This window comes from Amycolatopsis circi (assembly GCF_003385235.1).
GTDB classification, from domain to species: Bacteria; Actinomycetota; Actinomycetes; order Mycobacteriales; family Pseudonocardiaceae; genus Amycolatopsis; species Amycolatopsis circi.
Genome location: NZ_PQIA01000017.1, coordinates 1 through 16,678, shown reverse-complemented (window position 1 = coordinate 16,678; position 16,678 = coordinate 1). Strand labels below are relative to the sequence as shown.

Genomic DNA, 16,678 nt, shown 5'->3' with positions numbered 1-16,678 from the left:
AGTGGCAATCCCGGTTAGAACCGGGATTGCCACTCACGACCCTTACTCAGCCGCGATCCGGGCCAGCCGCTGCGGGGTCGGCCACCGCACGTCGTGCACCCAGCCGAACTTCTCGAAGATCCAGATCAGCCGCGCCGACATGTCGATCTGGCCGCGCTTCACGCCGTGCCGGGCCGAGGTCGGGTCAGCGTGGTGCAGGTTGTGCCACGACTCGCCGAAGGAGAAGATCGCCAGCGGCCAGAAGTTCGCCGAACGGTCGCGCGCGGCGAACGGACGCTCGCCGATCATGTGGCAGATCGAGTTGACCGACCAGGTCACGTGGTGCAGCACGCAGACGCGGACCAGGCCCGCCCAGAAGAACGCGGTCACCGCGCCCCACACCGACCACGAGATCAGGCCGCCCAGCAGCGCCGGGCCGAACAGGCTCACCAGCGACCACAGCCAGAACAGGTCGTCGACCTTGCGGATGGCCGGGTCCTTCACCAGATCCGGCGCGAACCGCGCCTGGTTGCTCTGGTCGCGCTCGAACAGCCAGCCCATGTGCGCGTGCCAGAAACCCTTGGCGATGGCCAGCGGCGAGGTGCCGTAAGCCCACGGCGAGTGCGGGTCGCCGTCGCGGTCGGAGAACGCGTGGTGGCGCCGGTGGTCAGCCACCCAGGTGATCACCGGTCCCTGCAACGCGACACTGCCCGCGATCGCCATCACGACGCGCAGCCACGGCTTCGCCTTGAACGAACCGTGGGTGAAGTAGCGGTGGTAGGCGACGGTGATGCCCAGCCCGCTGATTCCGTAGAACACGACAAACAGCGCGACGTCCGTCCAGGTCAGTCCCCAGCCCCAGGCGAACGGAACCGCGACCAGCAGCGCCACGATCGGCAGCAGCACCCCGAAATACACCGACAGCTGAACGCCGATCCCGCGCTGTCCGTCGATGATCGGCTTGGGGCCCTTCGGCGGGTCGCCCGCTGACTGAGAACGATCGAGGGTGGCCGTCATGCGCTCACTTCTTTCCTCTCACAACCCCTGGCGAAGGGTGCCCTTACCTACGGTGTCGTAAGTTACGGTACAGGAGGTTTCCGGCGCTGTGGAGGCCCGAAAAGTCCGATTGCCCGGTGCCCGGGACGGCCCTGTGGCGCACGCCTCCCCCTCCTGGCGCCCCCGTCCTCGATCATCGCTATCCTGACCAGGACCGATCCGCCGTAGTGTAATCGGCAGCACTTCAGATTTTGGTTCTGACAGTTCAGGTTCGAATCCTGGCGGCGGAGCTGCACATCCGGCGAGGGCGATGGGAGTGGGGGCGGCTGAGCGAGGAACCGAGCGACCCCGCGGGCGCCCGTCGCCCGACCCTGGTCGAGATGTCGGACGCGTGGCTGGTGGGGCGCGCGCGGGAACTCATCGCGGCCGTTCAGCGCCAGGAGCACGAAAACCAGCTCGAGATCGTCAAGATCATGGACGAGCTGCTCGAGGAGACTCTGCGCCGGGGAGAACCCACGCTCGTCGCCCAGCTGCTGCGCGCCTCCGCCTTCTCCCGGCTCGTCACCCGCGGCCTCGCCGCCGAGGCCGAACCCCGGCTCGACGAAATGCTCGCGCACACTCGCCGGCACGGTCTGTCCCTTCTTCGCGCGGACGCGCACGCGCTGCGCGGGCGCCGGCTCGTGCTCGCCGCGCAAGAAGACGCCGCGCTCACCGAGATCGCCCGCGCGCTCGCGATCCTCGACGACTCCACGATTCCGGACCGCCAGATCGGCGTCCGCAACTGGAACCGCATGCAGTCGATGGCGCTCATCGACTGCTGGATAGTGCTCAACCAGCTCGGCGTCTACGAGGCCGCCGAAGAGGTGATCGGCCGCGCGCACCAGGCGATCCGGGAAAGCGCTAGCCCGCACGAGATCACCCTGCAGCTGATGAACCGGGTCAAGATGCTGCTCGGCTGGGGCCTTCGGCTCGAGCGGATCGAGCAGTACGACGAATCGGCGGAGAAGTTCCGCACCGCCGCGTCGATGGCGGTGGCCGCGGAAGGCCCGTTCGCCGAATCGCTGTTCCCGCGCAAAATCGGAGTGTCCGCGGTCGACCAGGTCGGCGTGCTGGCCGCGGCGCTCGCGCTGCACGACCCGGCCGCCGAGCACGTCGAACGGCTGCAGGGCATGCATCTCGGCCACCACTATCCGCACGAGCAGGAACTGGTCGCGATCGCGCTGGCCCGCTGCCTCGACCAGGCCGGCCGCCGCAGCGACGCGCTGCAGGTGCTGCGCGAGGCCCGCGACGTGCTGGCCGAGGACGTCTCGCAGCCCTCGATGCGGCTCACTCTCTCCCGCGAACTCGCCCGGCTCGACCCGGAAGCCGCGAGCCAGTCGCTGATCGACTACGCGACCGCGCTGGAAACCGAAATGTGGGCGCTGCGCGAATCGCAGATCGCCACGCTGAACGCGCGCCGCGAGCATGAACGGCTGTCCGCCGAACACGGTGCGATCACCCAGCAGGCGCTGCAGGATCCGCTCACCGGCCTGCCGAACCGGCGCGCGCTCGACGAACGGCTGCGCGCGCTGGCGTCGTCGGCGGACGCGCAGCCGCTCGCGGTCGCGCTGGTCGACCTCGACGGGTTCAAGGGCGTCAACGACAAGCAGTCGCACGCCGAGGGCGACAACGTTTTGCGTGTTGTCGCAAGCACTCTGCGCGACGCTCTGCGCGGCGACGACGTGGTGGCCCGCTACGGCGGCGACGAGTTCATCGTGCTGCTGCCCGGCGCGCCGGCGTCGGCGGCGAAGATGGCGCTCGGTCGCGCGGCCAAATCCGTCGCGACACTGCCTCATCACCTGTCGCACGGTGTGACGCTGTCCATTGGTCTCGTGTCGTTGCGTCCGCAGGAGCGGGCCGAGCAGGTGCTCGCGCGCGCGGATGCGGCGATGTACGAAGCGAAACGCGGCGGTGGCAACCAGGTGGCGTCGGCCAACTCGATGGCGGGCGACGGCATGGGCGGCTGGCCTGGGGAAACGGCTCCGACCGACCCCGCGTGGAGCGCGGAGAACCCCACGTAGGATCGTTGGTGCTCGTCAACGCACCGGTGAATCGTTGGGAGACTCGTGAGCGGCCCGCTGAGCACGCTGATCCTCGCTGCGGGTGAGGGCACCCGCATGCGTTCCTCCACTCCTAAGGTGTTGCACCCGATCGCCGGAAGGCCGCTGGTGGAACACGCTGTGCGCGCCGCCGCCGGCCTCGCGCCGCAGCATCTGGTGGTCGTGATCGGACACGGCCGCGACGCCGTGCGCGCCGAACTCGACCGGGTCGGCGAGGCGCTCGGCCGCGAGGTCGCCACCGCCGTGCAGGAAGAGCAGAAGGGCACCGGGCACGCCGTTTCGTGCGCGCTGGCCGAACTGCCGGAAGGACTCACCGGCACCGTCGTCGTCAGCTACGGCGACGTTCCGCTGCTGGACACCGAAACCCTCGAAGCACTGCGGGCCGAGCACACCAAGGCGGGCAACGCGGTCACCGTGCTCACCGCCGAGGTCGCCGACCCGACCGGCTACGGCCGCATCGTCCGCGGTGCCGACGGTTCGGTCAGCGCGATCGTCGAGCACAAGGACGCGACGCCGGACCAGCGGGCGATCACCGAAATCAATTCCGGTGTCTACGCCTTCGACGCGGCCGTGCTGATCGACGGCCTGTCGCGGCTGTCGACCGACAACGCGCAGGGTGAGCTTTACCTCACCGACGTCCTCGGCATCGCGCGCGAGGACGGCAAGGGCGTCGGCGCGCTCGTGGTTGACGACCCGTGGGTCACCGAGGGCGTGAACGACCGCGTGCAGCTTTCGGTGCTCGGGGCCGAGTACAACCGCCGCATCGTGCGCCGCTGGCAGCGCGAGGGCGTCACGGTCACCGACCCGAACACCACCTGGATCGAGGCGGACGTCACGCTCTCGCGCGACGTGCTGATCGAGCCGAACACCCAGCTCAAGGGCCGTTGTTCGGTCGGCGAGGGCTCCGTTGTGGGCCCGGACACCACGCTGACCGACGTGCAAATCGGCGCGGGCGCTTCGGTCGTCCGCGTGCACGGTTCGGGCTCTGAGCTGGGCGACGGCGTGAATGTCGGCCCGTACACGTTCCTGCGGCCGGGCACGAAGCTCGGTGCGAAGGGCAAGCTGGGCGCGTTCGTCGAGACGAAGAACGCGCAGATCGGCACCGGAACGAAGGTGCCGCATCTCACGTACGTAGGCGACGCGATCGTCGGCGACCACAGCAACATCGGCTGTTCCAGTGTGTTCGTGAACTACGACGGGGTGAGCAAGCACCAGACCGTTGTCGGTTCGCATGTCCGGCTCGGGGCGGACAACACGCTGGTCGCGCCGGTGCGGATCGGGGACGGCGCTTACAGTGGAGCCGGTGCGGTGATCCGCGACGACGTCCCGCCTGGCTCACTGGCGCTGTCGGCCGGTCCGCAGCGCACCATCGAAGGCTGGGCGGTCCGGCGCAGGCCGGGCACGCCCGCGGCGGAGGCGGCGGAAGCCGCTCTCGCCGCCCAGCAGCAGGACACCGTTGTGTCCGAGTCAGCAGCAGGAACCGACGGGGAGTCGCCAGCATGAGTCCGAAGTCAGGTACGCCGAAGAAGAATCTGATGCTCTTCTCCGGGCGTGCGCACCACGAGCTCGCGGAAGAGGTCGCCAAGCACCTCAACGTGACGATCACCCCGCAGACCGCGCACACGTTCGCCAACGGCGAGCTGTTCGTGCGGTTCGAGGAGTCGGTGCGCGGTACCGACGCGTTTGTGATCCAGGCGCACACCACGCCCATCAACGAGTACGTGATGGAGCAGCTGATCATGGTGGACGCGCTCAAGCGCGCGAGCGCCAAGCGGATCACCGTGGTCATGCCGTTCTATCCGTACGCGCGCCAGGACAAGAAGCACAAGGGCCGCGAACCGATCTCGGCGCGGCTCATCGCGGACCTGTTCAAGACCGCGGGCGCGGACCGGATCATGACGGTCGACCTGCACACCGCCCAGATCCAGGGCTTCTTCGACGGCCCGGTCGACCACCTGATGGCACAGTCGGTCCTCGCCGACCACATCAAGTCGACGTACGGCAACGCGGACATCACCGTCGTTTCGCCGGACTCGGGCCGCGTGCGCCTGGCAGAGAAGTGGGCGCAGCAGCTCGGCGACCGGCCGATCGCGTTCATCCACAAGACGCGCGACCCGGACAAGCCGAACCAGGCGGTCGCCAACCGCGTGGTCGGCAAGGTCGAGGGCAAGCTCTGCGTGCTGATCGACGACATGATCGACACCGGCGGCACGATCGTGAAGGCCACCGAGGCACTGCTGGAGGAAGGCGCGGCGGACGTGGTCATCGCGACCACGCACGGCATCCTCTCCGACCCGGCCACCGAGCGGCTTTCGCAGTGCAAGGCGCGCGAGGTCATCGTGACGAACTCGCTGCCGATCCCGGAAGAGAAGCGCTTCCCGGGGCTGACCGTGCTGTCCATCGCGCCGATGCTCGCGGAGGCCATCCAGCAGGTGTTCGAGGACGGCTCGGTCACCTCGCTGTTCGACGGCAACGCCTGAATCTCGGCAGCTTTCTGAACGGTTCTGAACTACGCGGCCCGAGTTGGCGGCGCGGCCTGAATGAGGTCGCACCCGCTGGCTCGGGTCGCGTCGTTTGGTGACTGCGCCCGTTTGCCGGGGTGGTGCACGCCTAAGCAGTGCTGTCCGCGCCGGGCGGCCCGGTGTGAGGCAGGCGGTGCTGCCGCCGTGCGCAGGCACACCGAACGTTAGGCAAAGTCGACTGCTCCGGGCCGCGCCGCCGATCTAGGCGCACCGTCCAATCCAGACCGCATCGCCCAGCCCAGCCACGTCGCCCCGGTGAGGCTGCGTCATCGGGCCCCAACCGCCGCTCAATGCGAGCCACGGTCGCCCAGCCCAGCCGCGTCACCCGGCCCAGCCACGTCACCCGGCCCGGCCGCATCGCCCAGCCCAGCCGCGCTGCCCCGCCGAGACCGCGCCATCGTGCCCGACCACCGCTCAACTCGAGCCACGGTCGCTCGGCCCAGCCGCGCGACCCCACTCCGGCCGCATCGCCCAGCCCAGCCGCGCTGCCCGCCGAGGCCGCGCCATCTGGCCCGACCGTCGCTCGGCTCAAGCCACGGTCGACCCAAGCCCAGTCGCACCACCTCGACCGGCCGCACCACCTCGACCGGCCGCATCGCCCAGCCCAGCCGCGTCACCTCGGCCCGGCCGCGTCACCCACTCCAGCCGCGTCACCTCGGCCCAACCGCGCCACTCCACTCCAGACGCGTCACCTGGTCCGGCCGCATCGCTCGGGCCAGCCGCGCGCGCTGCCCCGCCGAGACCGCGCCATCAGGCCCCACCACCGCTCAACTCGAGCCACGGTCGCCTGGTCCGGCCGCATCCCTCAGCCAAGCCGAGCCACCCCCGCCGAGGCCGCATCCCTCAGCCCAGCCAAGCCACCCCGCCGAGGCCGCGACGTCTGGCCCAGCCCAGCCGCGCCACCTCGACCCGGCCGCATCGCCCAGCCCGGCCACACCGCCCCACTCCAGCCGTGTCACCTCGCCTCTCCGAGGCCGCACCTCGCCTCGTCTGACCGAAGCAGCCCGTCCAGGCCGTCGGATCCGTTAAGGCTTCGCCGCGTCCAGCTCCGCCCGCGAACCGCACCGCCGCTACCGAGCAGCCGCGCCATTGTCATCAGCCAAAGACAACCCTCCGCTCCTCACTTCGCGCCCTAGTCAAACCGTCACACCGCGCCCATGTCCGAGGACAACCACCTCTCCGGCCGCATATGGATCGCCATGTGCTCCCCCAGCTGCGTCCGCTCGAACTCCACATACCCGGCCACCTTGTCGGCAGGCAGGTACCGCGACGCCATCTCCCACGTCAGCTCGTAGCTGCCCGGCCGCGTCCGCACGACCGGACCCTCCACCGACACGTACCGCACCGTCGGCTCGACCCGTTGCACCATCAGGCTGAACCGTCCGGCCGCCTCGATCGCCTTTGCCTTGCGCGAGTTCGGTTCCGTGATCACCCACAGCTCGCCGCCCGGGGTGTACTGGTACCAGATCGGCACCGTCAACGGCGCGCGGTCCGGGCGCTCGACCACGGCGAGCGCGCCGATGTGCGGTTCGGCCAGAAACTGTTCCCGTTCTTCAATCGACAACACCATGCCCTCGAAGCTAGCGACGGGGTACGACAAAAACCGGGTTCCGCCGGGGGCGAAAACTGATGCATCACCCGTCCGGGACTGGCTAGCGTCGCAGCCATGGGGAAATTTGAATTCGGCGTCAGTCTGCGGCTCACGGCCGACGGCACTGAGTGGACCGAGAAATGCCGGCGCGCCGAGGAACTCGGCTACGACCACCTGACTGTGCCCGATCACCTCGGGCCGGGGCGGCTGTCGCCGTTCCCGGCGCTCACGGCCGCGGCGGCGGTGACCGAGCGGGTGCGGGTCGGCACGTTGGTGTCCAATGTGCCCTTCTATAACCTGGCGCTCTTCGCCCGCGACGTCGCCACCACCAACAAACTCACCGGCGGCCGCTTCGAACTCGGCCTCGGTTCGGGCCACATGAAGCACGAGTTCGACGACGCCGGACTGCCGTGGCGCAAAGCCGCCGACCGGATCGCGTACCTCACCGAAGGTCTCGCCGAGCTGCGCACCCGCGTCGAGGACGAGGGCGGCATGCCGAAGCTGCTGATCGCGGGCAACAGCGACGGCGTGCTGAAGCTCGCGGCGGAACACGCGGACATCGCCGGGTTCGCCGGTCTCCGCCAGGATCGCGGACGTCCGCCGGGCACGTTCGTGCTCGACAACGACGTGGCGATGGACGAGCGGATCGCGTATTTCCGTTCCCTGGCAGGGGATCGCGAGATCGACTACAACATGCTGATCCAGCGCGTCGTGGTCACCGACGACCGCCGCGAAGCCGCTGCGGAATGGCACGTCGAGACCGAGGAACGCAGCGCAGCGGACGTCGACGAGCTGCTGCGCGCACCGCAGCTCCTCTTCGGCACGGTGGACGAAATGGTGCAGCAGCTGATCGCGCACCGCGAGCGGTACGGCTTCTCCTACTTCACCGTTTTCGAGGCGATGATGGAGACTTTCGCGCCGGTGGTGGCTGAACTGCGGGGTCGCTAGCCGCCGCCTGCACCTTCGCGACGGCGTCCCCGGCGATCAACGTCAGCACTCGGCCGAGGAGACCGTCTGGCACCGCTTCGTCGTCGATGTCGGCTTCCACGGCCAATCCGTTGCTCAACGCGAGCAGCACGACGGCGAATTCCTCGGCAGGCAACGGAAGTTCGAGGTCCAACCCCTCGGCGAGCCGGTTCAACGCACGCGCGATCGTGTCGCGAACTTCCCGGCGGCGCCGGCGCAATGCGTCGCGCCGCCGGTCGTCGTGGTGCGCCATCGCGAAGAACTCGGCCAGCAACCGGTGCCACACCGCGTCGGCGCGCATTTCGTACATCAGCACCGCGGCGACGTTCGCCAATCCCGCGCCGCCGTCGTCCGCTCCCGCGAAACCCGCCAGGCTCGCTTCGAGCCGGTGCGCGGCGTGCTCTTCCATCAACGCCAGCACCAGCTCGTCTTTCGACGCGAAACTCGAGTAGACCGCGCCTTTCGTCAGCCCGGCCGCCGCGGCCACCTCGGTCAGTTTCGTCGCGGCGATGCCCTGTTCCCCGAACACGGCGAAGGCCGCGTCGAGAATGCGCCGCCGGGTCTCCGCCCGTGTCGGCCGCGTCCGGCCGGTCATCGGCTTCTCCCTCATCCGGGGGTTGACACTGGATCAGTCCGCTCAATACCTTCAGGTATCCAATACCCCCGGGTATCCACTGTCAAGGACGACAGGGAAGGACCGCTCCGATGAGGTTGCGCATCGTCCTGGCCGCCGCGGCATTGCTGACCGCCGCGTTCGCCGCCCCAGCCACCGCCGCGGCAAGGACCGGCGGCGTCAACGATCCCGGATGCCGGCCGAGCGCGGCGCATCCGCGTCCGGTGGTGTTCCTGCACGGACTCGGCGCGACGTCCTATGAGGACTTGAACTACCTGCAGGATCACGTCGCTGCCAAGGGATACTGCACCTTCAGCCGGACCTACGGCGCGTACCCGCAGTTTCCGGTAGTCGGCGGACTTCGCCCGATCGCTGACTCCGCAACGGAAATCAAGCAGTTCGTCGGCGAAGTACTGGCGGAAACCGGTGCGGTGCAAGTGGATCTGGTCGGGCACTCCGAGGGCGGATTCCAGTCCCTGTACGTCACGAAGACGCAAGGCATCGCCGACCGGATCGGTTCCGTCGTGGCGATCGCGCCGCCAACGCACGGCACCACATTCGCCGGGCTGACGAAGCTGGCCTACCTGCTGGGAGCGCGCGACGAGGTCGGCAAAGCGCTCGCCGCGGTCGGCTGCCCAGCTTGCGACAACCTGATCACCGACGGCAGCGCGGTCCAGACGCTCACGAACGGTCCCATCGCGCAGCCCGGCGTGCGCTACACCGTCCTCACGTCGCGGGTCGACGAACTAGTCACGCCCACCGAAACGTCTTTCGTGCGCGAGCAGGGCGTCACGAACGAATACGTCCAGGACACCTGCCCGTTCGACCCCGTCGGGCACATCGGCGAGGCCTACGACCTCAACGTCTGGAACCTGGTCACCAATGCGCTCGACCCGGCGCACGCCGAGAAATTCCTTTGCACCGCCGGATCTCCCGGCTGACGCACTGCAAAACCCGGTGGTGCCGCGAAGCATCACCGGGTTCCGCGCTCAGTACGCCAGCGTGAACCGGGCGCGCGAGTGCTTCGGCTCTTCGATCTCGTCCAGGAACGCGATCGCCAGGTCCGCGCCGCTGATGTGGGAGCGGCCGTCGGCGTCGCTGACCAGCACGTCGCCGCCGAGGCGGAACTTGCCGGTGCGTTCGCCGGGGATCCAGGAACCGAACTCGGCCGCCGGGCTGACGTAGAACCAGTCGACGTCGCCGGGCAGTTCGCGCAGCGCCTCCAGGACGAGGACGTGACTGCCCGCCTCCGGCTTGTACTCCTCCGGGAACTCCGGGGTGTCGATCACGCGCGGCCCGTCCTCGCTGACGCGCAGCGAACCGGCGCCGCCGACGATCGCCAGCCGCGCGCCGTTCGCGCGAGCCGCTTCCACCAGCGTCGGCAGGGCGTCCACCAGACGGCGGCCTTCGTCGTCCGCGCGGCCCGGCGTCGCGATCACCAGCACGTCAGCGCCCTTGGCCACCGAAGCGACGAATTCCGCGTCGTGCATCGACCCCGACCGCGCCTCGACACCGGAGGGCAAACCCTCGGCCTTGCGCGCGACCCCGGTCACGGAGTGCCCGCGCCGCAGCGCCTCGTCGGTGATCCGGCCGCCGGCGAATCCCGTTGCGCCGAACACCACCAGCTTGCTCATTGCCGCTCCTCGAAAAGAAAGTCCGTCTCGTCGCAGCCGATGGTAAGGATCGGTCTTCGGCTACTTCAACGGAAGAAGCGCACCCCGAGGTGAGCGTGCAGGTCAGCCGCCGAGCGCGGCGAACGCGGTGGCCAGCTTCGCCTTCACCGCGTTCGCGTCGACCGGCGACCGCACCTCGGCGACCGCCGTCGGCTTCGCCAGCACCTGGTAGCTCGCGGTGCGGTTGGGCAGGCTGAATTTGACCGAACAGGACATCGTGATGGTCGCGTCCGCGGCCGCGTCGCCCTCGGTGGCGCAGCTTTGCGAGCCGAGCGTGTCCGCGCTGATCTCCACCGAAAGCTTGATGTGCACGTTCGGTTTCGAGCCCGGCTGATTGCCGACGACGCTGTTCGAAACGTCCACTGTGGTCTTGCAGGAACCGACGTAGTCCTGGCAGTCGAGTTTGTCGTTGAGCACCGTGACGCTCGCCTGCGCGAGGCCGTCGAACGGCTGCCCGACCGCGTCGACCGCGGCGTTGAAATCGGTGTGGAACTGCTTGATCTCAGCATCGCTGAGCGGCCGGACGCGGAACGCCGCACCCAGCTTCGGGCCGCCGCGCGGGTCGAGCAGCGCCGGCGCGAACCCGGTGACCCGATGCGGTTCGGCAGTGGTCACCTGCAGCGCGCCGCCGAGGTCGTACACCTCGGTGCCGTCCGGCAGCTTCTGCTTCCGCGGCGCGCCGGTCCCGAGTCCGCCGAGCGCCTTGCGCAGTTCGCCGGCGAGCTTCGGCGGGGCCAGCCGGGCGGCCGGGTCGACCGGCAGTTCGCTCCCGACGGTGTGCACCCATCCGCCGCCGAACTGGGTGCTGTTCTCCTCCAGGCCGTGCGACTTCCAGTAGTCCGCGTCGGCCGCGAGGTACAGCTGCCCGTCCGGTTCGGTGATCCGCACGGACTTGCCTTCCAACGGCAGCGCGCCGAAGCCGTTGCCGTCGCGCGCGACGCGATACGTCAGCGTCGCCGGGTTGCCGGCGCCGTCCTTCAGCGTCGCGTCGTATTGCAACGCCGGCGCCTGCTCCAGCGCCTGCAGCGCGGCGTCGACCGCCGTCTGCTGCTGCGCACGCTGCGTAGCCAGCTGCCGGTCGGCATCGGACAGGCCCGCCGTGCCCGTCACCGCGACCTGGCAGCCCGCCAGAAGCCCGCCCAGCAGCACCAGTGCTGTCGCAGTCCATCGAACCCGCATGTCGGCCGCCCCTCTTTCCGCGGGAATCATGCCACCCCCGCGAGAACGGCGGGCGGGACGGGAATTGTGTCGTCACCCACCCGCCCGGGGGAGCCTCTCCCTACCCGGTGCGTGCCCGCGCGGACCGGCTGGTTTACACTTCTCGGGTTGTCTCGGCGAGGCGGGTGCGCCTGTAGGTGCCCGGCGTGATCGACGCGGCGGCTCGAGAAGCCCCGTGGTCTGCTCACGCCCGCAATCTCGCCGCCGTGCACAACCGCCCCCGAGCAGAGATCGACGATCCCGCCGCCCCCTGCCGCACGTCGTGTGATTGAAGGAGTGCTACACCGTGTCCGAGGTACGTCTTTCCGTCGAACCGCGCACCGAGTTCGGAAAGGGTGCCGCCCGCCGCACCCGTCGCGCCGGCAAAATCCCCGCGGTGCTCTACGGGCACGGCTCGGACCCGCGGCACTTCGCGCTGCCGGCCATCGAGTTCGCCCGCGTCGTCCGCGAGAACGGCACCAACGCCGTCATCACGCTCGACCTGCAGGGCGCCGTCGAGCTGGCGCTGACCAAGACCATCGTGGTCCACCCGCTCAAGAACTACATCGAGCACGTCGACCTGCTGGTCGTCAAGCGCGGCGAGAAGGTCACCGTCGACGTCCCGGTCGTCGTCTCCGGCACCCCTGGCCCGGGCACCCTGGTCGCCCAGGACATCGACACGATCCAGGTCGAGGTCGAGGCGCTGCACATCCCGGAGCAGTTCGAGGTCTCCGTCGAGGGCATCGAGGCGGGCACCCAGATCACCGCCAGCCAGATCAGCCTGCCCGCGGGCGCCGAGCTGGTCACCGACCCCGAGGCGCTCGTCGTCGCCGTCAACGAGGCCCCGCGCGGCTCCGCTGACGAGGACGCCGAAGCCGAGGAAGCCGCTGCCGAAGCCGCCGAATAAACTCGCTTTCGTGAGTGAAGACCTGCCCGGGGCCGGCGAGCTGATTCTGCTCGCCGGCCTTGGCAATCCCGGGCCGCAGTACGCCGGAAACCGGCACAACGTCGGGTTCATGGTGCTCGACGAGCTGGCCCATCGGGTCGGCGGCAAGTTCAAGGCCCATCGCAGCGGGGCCGAGGTGCTCGAGGGCAGGCTTTCGGGCTCCCGCGTGGTGCTGGTGAAGCCGCGGTCGTTCATGAACCTCTCCGGCGGTCCGGTGGTCGGCGCGGCCCGGTTCTTCAAGGTCCCGCCGTCCGGCGTCGTGGTGGTGCACGACGAGCTGGACGTCGATTTCGGCGCGCTGAAGCTCAAGCTCGGCGGCGGCGACAACGGGCACAACGGACTGCGGTCCATCACCAAATCGCTCGGCACGCGCGACTACTACCGCGTGCGTTTCGGCATCGGGCGGCCGCCGGGCAGGCAGGATCCGGCGGATTTCGTGCTGAAGGATTTCTCGACGGTCGAGCGCAAGGAGCTCCCGTTCGAGGTCGACCGGTGCGCGGACGCTACTGAGGCGTTGCTTTCGCAGGGGCTGGCGGCGGCGCAGAACGCGTTTCACGCGGCCTGAGCCTTCTGCCCGTCCCGCAGAAGTCCGTGAGGGGAACCCTGACGGACTCTGATTCCCTCAGGGTTCCCCTCACGGACTTCCACACTCCGGATCGGCGGATCGGCGATACTGCGCGCGACCTCGTCGGGGTCGTTTGGGCCGTTGTGCGTGTGGGTGAGTCGCGGTGGCCGTGCGTGACGGAATTCTCACTCGATGGGCGGCTTCTGGGGCCCTGATCGAGTCGTCCCGGCGGGTGCGGGCTTCCCGGGGTCGCCGGGACCGGTTAGGACGGGTTCAGGAGAACGCATCACCCCGACCCTGAATCGGAGAATGATCCATGTCGTTTACCGCCGAGGATCTCGCTGAGGTCGCTTTCGGTAACGCCCCGATCGGCCGTCGCGGCTACGCCAAGCAGGAGGTCGACGACTTCGTGCGGCGGATCGCCAAGACGATCGCCGACGAGGACGATCTCACCGCGGCCGAGGTCCACCACGTGCTGTTCTCCAAGCCGCTGATCGGCAAGCGCGGATATGACGAGCGCGAGGTCGACCAGTTTCTTGACGAGGCGGAGACGCAGCTGGCCGAACGCTCCGGACGGCGGGCCCCGATGATCCCGGGAAGCCGGGACCACAGCGAGGCCACCGCGGGGCGCGCCGCCTGGCCCGTCGTCGCCGAAGCCCCGGCCGAACGGCTGCCCGGCCGGTAATTCCGCGAATTCTGCCGCGAAGGCCGCTTCGAGGAACCCTCGAAGCGGCCTTCGTCGCGTTCAGGTGCGGCCCGGTCGCCTGGCGAAAACCCGCGAACGGCCGGGAAAGATCAACTGTCCGCGTTCTTGGCGATCTTCTCCGCATACTGCGCCGCGGTAGCCGCCCGCTTCACCTTGCCGGAAGGGGTCTTGGGCAAGCTCCCCGCCGGAAGCACCACCACTGCGAAGGGGCGCATGTCCACCGCGTCCCGGACCCGGGCGGCGATTTCCTTGGACAAGCGGGTTTCCTCGGCGGCGTCACCGGCCAGTTTGGACTCCACGACCACGGCGAAGCGCTCGCGACGGCTGCCCGCGTCCAGGCGGACCGCGACCGCGTTGCCTGCCCGGACGCCGTCCACCGAGCCAGCGGCACGCTCGATGTCTGTCGGGTACAGGTTGCGGCCGCCCATGATGATGACGTCCTTGCGGCGGCCGCAGATCACGATCTGGCCGTCGGCCAGGTAACCCAGGTCGCCGGTCTTCATCCAGCCGTCCGGGTCCTGCGTGTCCACCGGGCCGTTGACCGTCAGGTAGCCGGGCGTCACGGCCTCGCCGCGCAGGCGGATCTCGCCGACCTGACGATCGCCCAGTTCGGCACCGGATTCGTCGACGATGTCCGCTTCCAGGCCGTCCAGCGGGCGGCCCAGCAGGGCGAACGAGCGCACCTCGTCCGTGCCGCGGCGAGGGTCGCCTTCGGGGACTGGCACTGCGCGGTTGTCGGCTTCCAGAGCGTCCGCCTCGACGACGTCCAGGGTGAGGCCGGTGAACAGCGGCGCGAACGAGACCGCCAGCGTCGCCTCTGCCATGCCGTACGCGGGGAACACGCACTCGGGCGGCATGTTGAACCGCTTTCCGGCGTCCACAAAGGTCTGCACGGCCGTTTCGTCGATCGGCTCCGCGCCGTTGAGCGCGATGCGCAGCTTCGACAGGTCGTAGGCGTTGTCGTCCTCGACTCGCGCCATGCGCTTGCCGACGATGGCGTACGCGAAGTTCGGCGCGGCCGTCGTGGTGCCGCCGTACTTGCTGATCAGCTCCGGCCAGATCAGCGGCCCGGTCAGGAATTCGACCGGGGTGATCTTGACCAGTTCGACGCCGAACGTCATCGGCACGGTCAGGAAGCCGACCATGCCCATGTCGTGGAAGGTCGGCAGCCACGACACCATCACGTCGGTGTCGAACTCGAACTCCGCGCGGTCGACCATCGCCTTGACGTTGGTGTACAGGTTGCCGTAGGTGATCCGGACGGCCTTCGGCTCCGCGGTGGATCCGCTGGTCAGCTGCAGCAGCGCGGTGTCGCCCTCGGCGGTCTTCACGATCTCGGCCAGCGGTTGCGCGGCCGCCAGTTCGGAGATCAGCCGGTAGCTGATGCCCTTGCCCTCGAGCACCGGGGCGAGCTGGTCGAAGGGTTCGCCCAGCACGACCAACTCGGCCCCGATCATCTCGAGCACCTTCACCGTGTCCTCGGCCCATTCGGCGAGGTCGGTGCGCGGCGTCGGCTGGTGCAGCATCGTCACGCTGCCGCCGGTGAGCCACACCGCCTGCACGGTCGGCGCGATGAGCACCGGGGCGGCGGCCAGCACCGCCACCGCGCTTCCCGGCTTCAATCCGCCGCTGACCAGCCCGCCCGCGATCCGGCGCGCTTCGTCGTGCACCTGGGCCCAGGTCCGGCGCACCGGCTCCTTGGGCTCGCCGGTCACCATGCCGCGCCGTTGCCCCCGGTCCGCCGCAGTCCCGACGAGTGTGTCCACAAACCGACTCATGTGCGTCAGATTACTGTCCGGTTTTTCCGGCACTGCCCTAGGCGGCGTGAACAGCGGATGTCCGAAGTCAGACGGGTCGCGGACGCACCCGGTCCAGATACGCCTGCGGCAGCTCCTCGCGGGCCTCGTGAGTGGCTACGCCGGTTCTAACCGGTGTTCAGTCTCATGAGTTGTGGCGTAGGGCGTGTCTTTGGTGATGTGTCGCTTGGTCGTCGTTTTGGCTTGGGCCATGGCGAGGAAGCAGGCGATGATGCGTCTCATGGACGCGACTCTGGTTGCCGGTGCGAAGATCGACAACGTGGCCCAGTGGTGCCGGGTCAACGGGGTGAATCCGCGCACGTTCTACCGGCACCGCAAGCGGATCGAGGAAGAAGGGCGGTGGGAGCCGCGGTCGCGTCGGCCGAGGACCAGTCCGACCGCGACGCCGGAGCAGGTGGTGTCGGCGATCGTGCGGTTGCGCGGGGAGCTGGCCCCGGACAACGGCGCGGACAACATCCGGGCCGCGCTGGAAACGCTCGCCGCCGAGCAGGACTGGGCCGGGCGGGGCTGGCGGGTGCCGGTCCGGGCGACGGTCAACCGGGTCCTGGACCGGGCGGGCCTGCTGGCGAAGAACCCGGCCAAACGGCCCCGGTCGTCCTGGCGGCGGTTCTCCTACGCCCGGCCGAGGGACTGCTACCAGATCGACGGCACCCGGCACACGCTGGCCGACGGCACGAAGGTCGTGGCCGTCGACGTGATCGACGACTGCTCCCGGGCCTGGGTCGCCTCCCACGTCGCACCGGCCGAAACGGTCGAGGCGGCGCTGGCCGCGATGGACAAGGCGATCGCCGAATGGGGCGCCCCGGGCATGGCGCTGGCCGACAACGGCGCCGCGTTCGCGCACCGCGACCGCGCCAAGGACAAGACCCTGACCAGCCGTTTCTCCCGCACCCTCGCCCGCGACCACGGGATCCGGGTGATCCACTCCAGCCCGTACCACCCGCAGACCTGCGGCAAGGTCGAACGCCTGCACCAAACCGCGGACAAACTGCTCGACCACCACTACCC

Annotated in this window: 15 protein-coding genes and 1 tRNA gene; 10 read left to right on the top strand and 6 right to left on the bottom strand. The window is 69.3% G+C overall.

Annotated elements, in window-relative coordinates:
* Positions 1–42: 42 nt before the first annotated feature.
* Positions 43–996 (bottom strand): acyl-CoA desaturase, encoded by a 954-nt coding sequence (locus tag D0D37_RS09235; RefSeq protein WP_116200128.1) that lies wholly within the window; start codon positions 994–996, stop codon positions 43–45.
* A gap of 197 nt (positions 997–1,193) precedes the next feature.
* Here D0D37_RS09235 and D0D37_RS09230 point away from each other — a divergent pair.
* The 4 genes from D0D37_RS09230 (at position 1,194) to D0D37_RS09215 (ending at position 5,554) form a co-directional block, all read left to right on the top strand.
* Positions 1,194–1,265 (top strand) — tRNA-Gln (locus tag D0D37_RS09230).
* 90 nt (positions 1,266–1,355) lie between these two features.
* Entirely contained in the window at positions 1,356–3,035 is a 1,680-nt protein-coding gene (locus tag D0D37_RS09225; RefSeq protein ID WP_116200127.1) for a GGDEF domain-containing protein, read from the top strand.
* Between the two features lie 45 nt (positions 3,036–3,080).
* Positions 3,081–4,577: a bifunctional UDP-N-acetylglucosamine diphosphorylase/glucosamine-1-phosphate N-acetyltransferase GlmU gene (glmU, locus tag D0D37_RS09220; RefSeq protein WP_116200126.1), complete on the top strand. Its 1,497-nt coding sequence runs from the start codon at positions 3,081–3,083 to the stop codon at positions 4,575–4,577.
* Entirely contained in the window at positions 4,574–5,554 is a 981-nt protein-coding gene (locus tag D0D37_RS09215; RefSeq protein WP_116200125.1) for a ribose-phosphate diphosphokinase, read from the top strand. The genes glmU and D0D37_RS09215 overlap by 4 nt, the downstream gene beginning before the upstream one ends.
* Positions 5,555–6,740: 1,186 nt before the next feature.
* Here D0D37_RS09215 and D0D37_RS09205 read toward each other — a convergent pair.
* Positions 6,741–7,166, bottom strand: a complete 426-nt coding sequence (locus D0D37_RS09205; protein ID WP_116200123.1) for a pyridoxamine 5'-phosphate oxidase family protein — start codon at positions 7,164–7,166, stop codon at positions 6,741–6,743.
* A gap of 96 nt (positions 7,167–7,262) precedes the next feature.
* Between D0D37_RS09205 and D0D37_RS09200 the strand changes: the two genes are divergently transcribed.
* On the top strand, positions 7,263–8,135 hold the full coding sequence (locus D0D37_RS09200; RefSeq protein WP_116200122.1) for a TIGR03621 family F420-dependent LLM class oxidoreductase: 873 nt from the start codon (positions 7,263–7,265) through the stop codon (positions 8,133–8,135).
* On the opposite strand, the gene D0D37_RS09195 is transcribed toward D0D37_RS09200, so the two are convergent.
* Positions 8,071–8,748, bottom strand: a complete 678-nt coding sequence (locus D0D37_RS09195; protein ID WP_116200121.1) for a TetR/AcrR family transcriptional regulator — start codon at positions 8,746–8,748, stop codon at positions 8,071–8,073. The genes D0D37_RS09200 and D0D37_RS09195 overlap by 65 nt on opposite strands.
* A gap of 110 nt (positions 8,749–8,858) precedes the next feature.
* Between D0D37_RS09195 and D0D37_RS09190 the strand changes: the two genes are divergently transcribed.
* Entirely contained in the window at positions 8,859–9,707 is an 849-nt protein-coding gene (locus D0D37_RS09190; RefSeq protein WP_116200120.1) for an esterase/lipase family protein, read from the top strand.
* A 48-nt stretch (positions 9,708–9,755) separates the two neighbouring features.
* Here D0D37_RS09190 and D0D37_RS09185 read toward each other — a convergent pair whose 3' ends face one another.
* Together D0D37_RS09185 and D0D37_RS09180 are read right to left on the bottom strand one after the other, a co-directional pair.
* The gene (locus tag D0D37_RS09185) at positions 9,756–10,400 is read right to left on the bottom strand and encodes an NAD(P)-dependent oxidoreductase (RefSeq protein WP_116200119.1); all 645 of its coding nucleotides are present in this window, start codon (positions 10,398–10,400) and stop codon (positions 9,756–9,758) included.
* Between the two features lie 102 nt (positions 10,401–10,502).
* Positions 10,503–11,618, bottom strand: a complete 1,116-nt coding sequence (locus D0D37_RS09180; RefSeq protein WP_208719875.1) for a hypothetical protein — start codon at positions 11,616–11,618, stop codon at positions 10,503–10,505.
* Positions 11,619–11,943: 325 nt separating this feature from the next.
* On the opposite strand from D0D37_RS09180, the gene D0D37_RS09175 reads away from it, so the two are divergent.
* The 3 genes from D0D37_RS09175 (at position 11,944) to D0D37_RS09165 (ending at position 13,832) form a co-directional block, all read left to right on the top strand.
* Complete coding sequence (locus D0D37_RS09175; protein WP_116200117.1) at positions 11,944–12,543, top strand: 50S ribosomal protein L25/general stress protein Ctc; 600 nt, start codon at positions 11,944–11,946, stop codon at positions 12,541–12,543.
* Positions 12,544–12,553: 10 nt separating this feature from the next.
* Positions 12,554–13,147 (top strand): aminoacyl-tRNA hydrolase, encoded by a 594-nt coding sequence (gene pth, locus D0D37_RS09170; protein WP_116200116.1) that lies wholly within the window; start codon positions 12,554–12,556, stop codon positions 13,145–13,147.
* Positions 13,148–13,463: 316 nt separating this feature from the next.
* Positions 13,464–13,832, top strand: coding sequence for a DivIVA domain-containing protein (locus tag D0D37_RS09165; protein WP_116200115.1), 369 nt, complete (start codon positions 13,464–13,466; stop codon positions 13,830–13,832).
* A gap of 110 nt (positions 13,833–13,942) precedes the next feature.
* On the opposite strand, the gene D0D37_RS09160 is transcribed toward D0D37_RS09165, so the two are convergent.
* Positions 13,943–15,631, bottom strand: coding sequence for a fatty acyl-AMP ligase (locus D0D37_RS09160; protein WP_116200114.1), 1,689 nt, complete (start codon positions 15,629–15,631; stop codon positions 13,943–13,945).
* Positions 15,632–15,890: 259 nt separating this feature from the next.
* Here D0D37_RS09160 and D0D37_RS09155 point away from each other — a divergent pair.
* Positions 15,891–16,678: DDE-type integrase/transposase/recombinase (locus D0D37_RS09155; RefSeq protein ID WP_162834133.1), on the top strand; the 788-nt coding region annotated here is incomplete at its 3' end.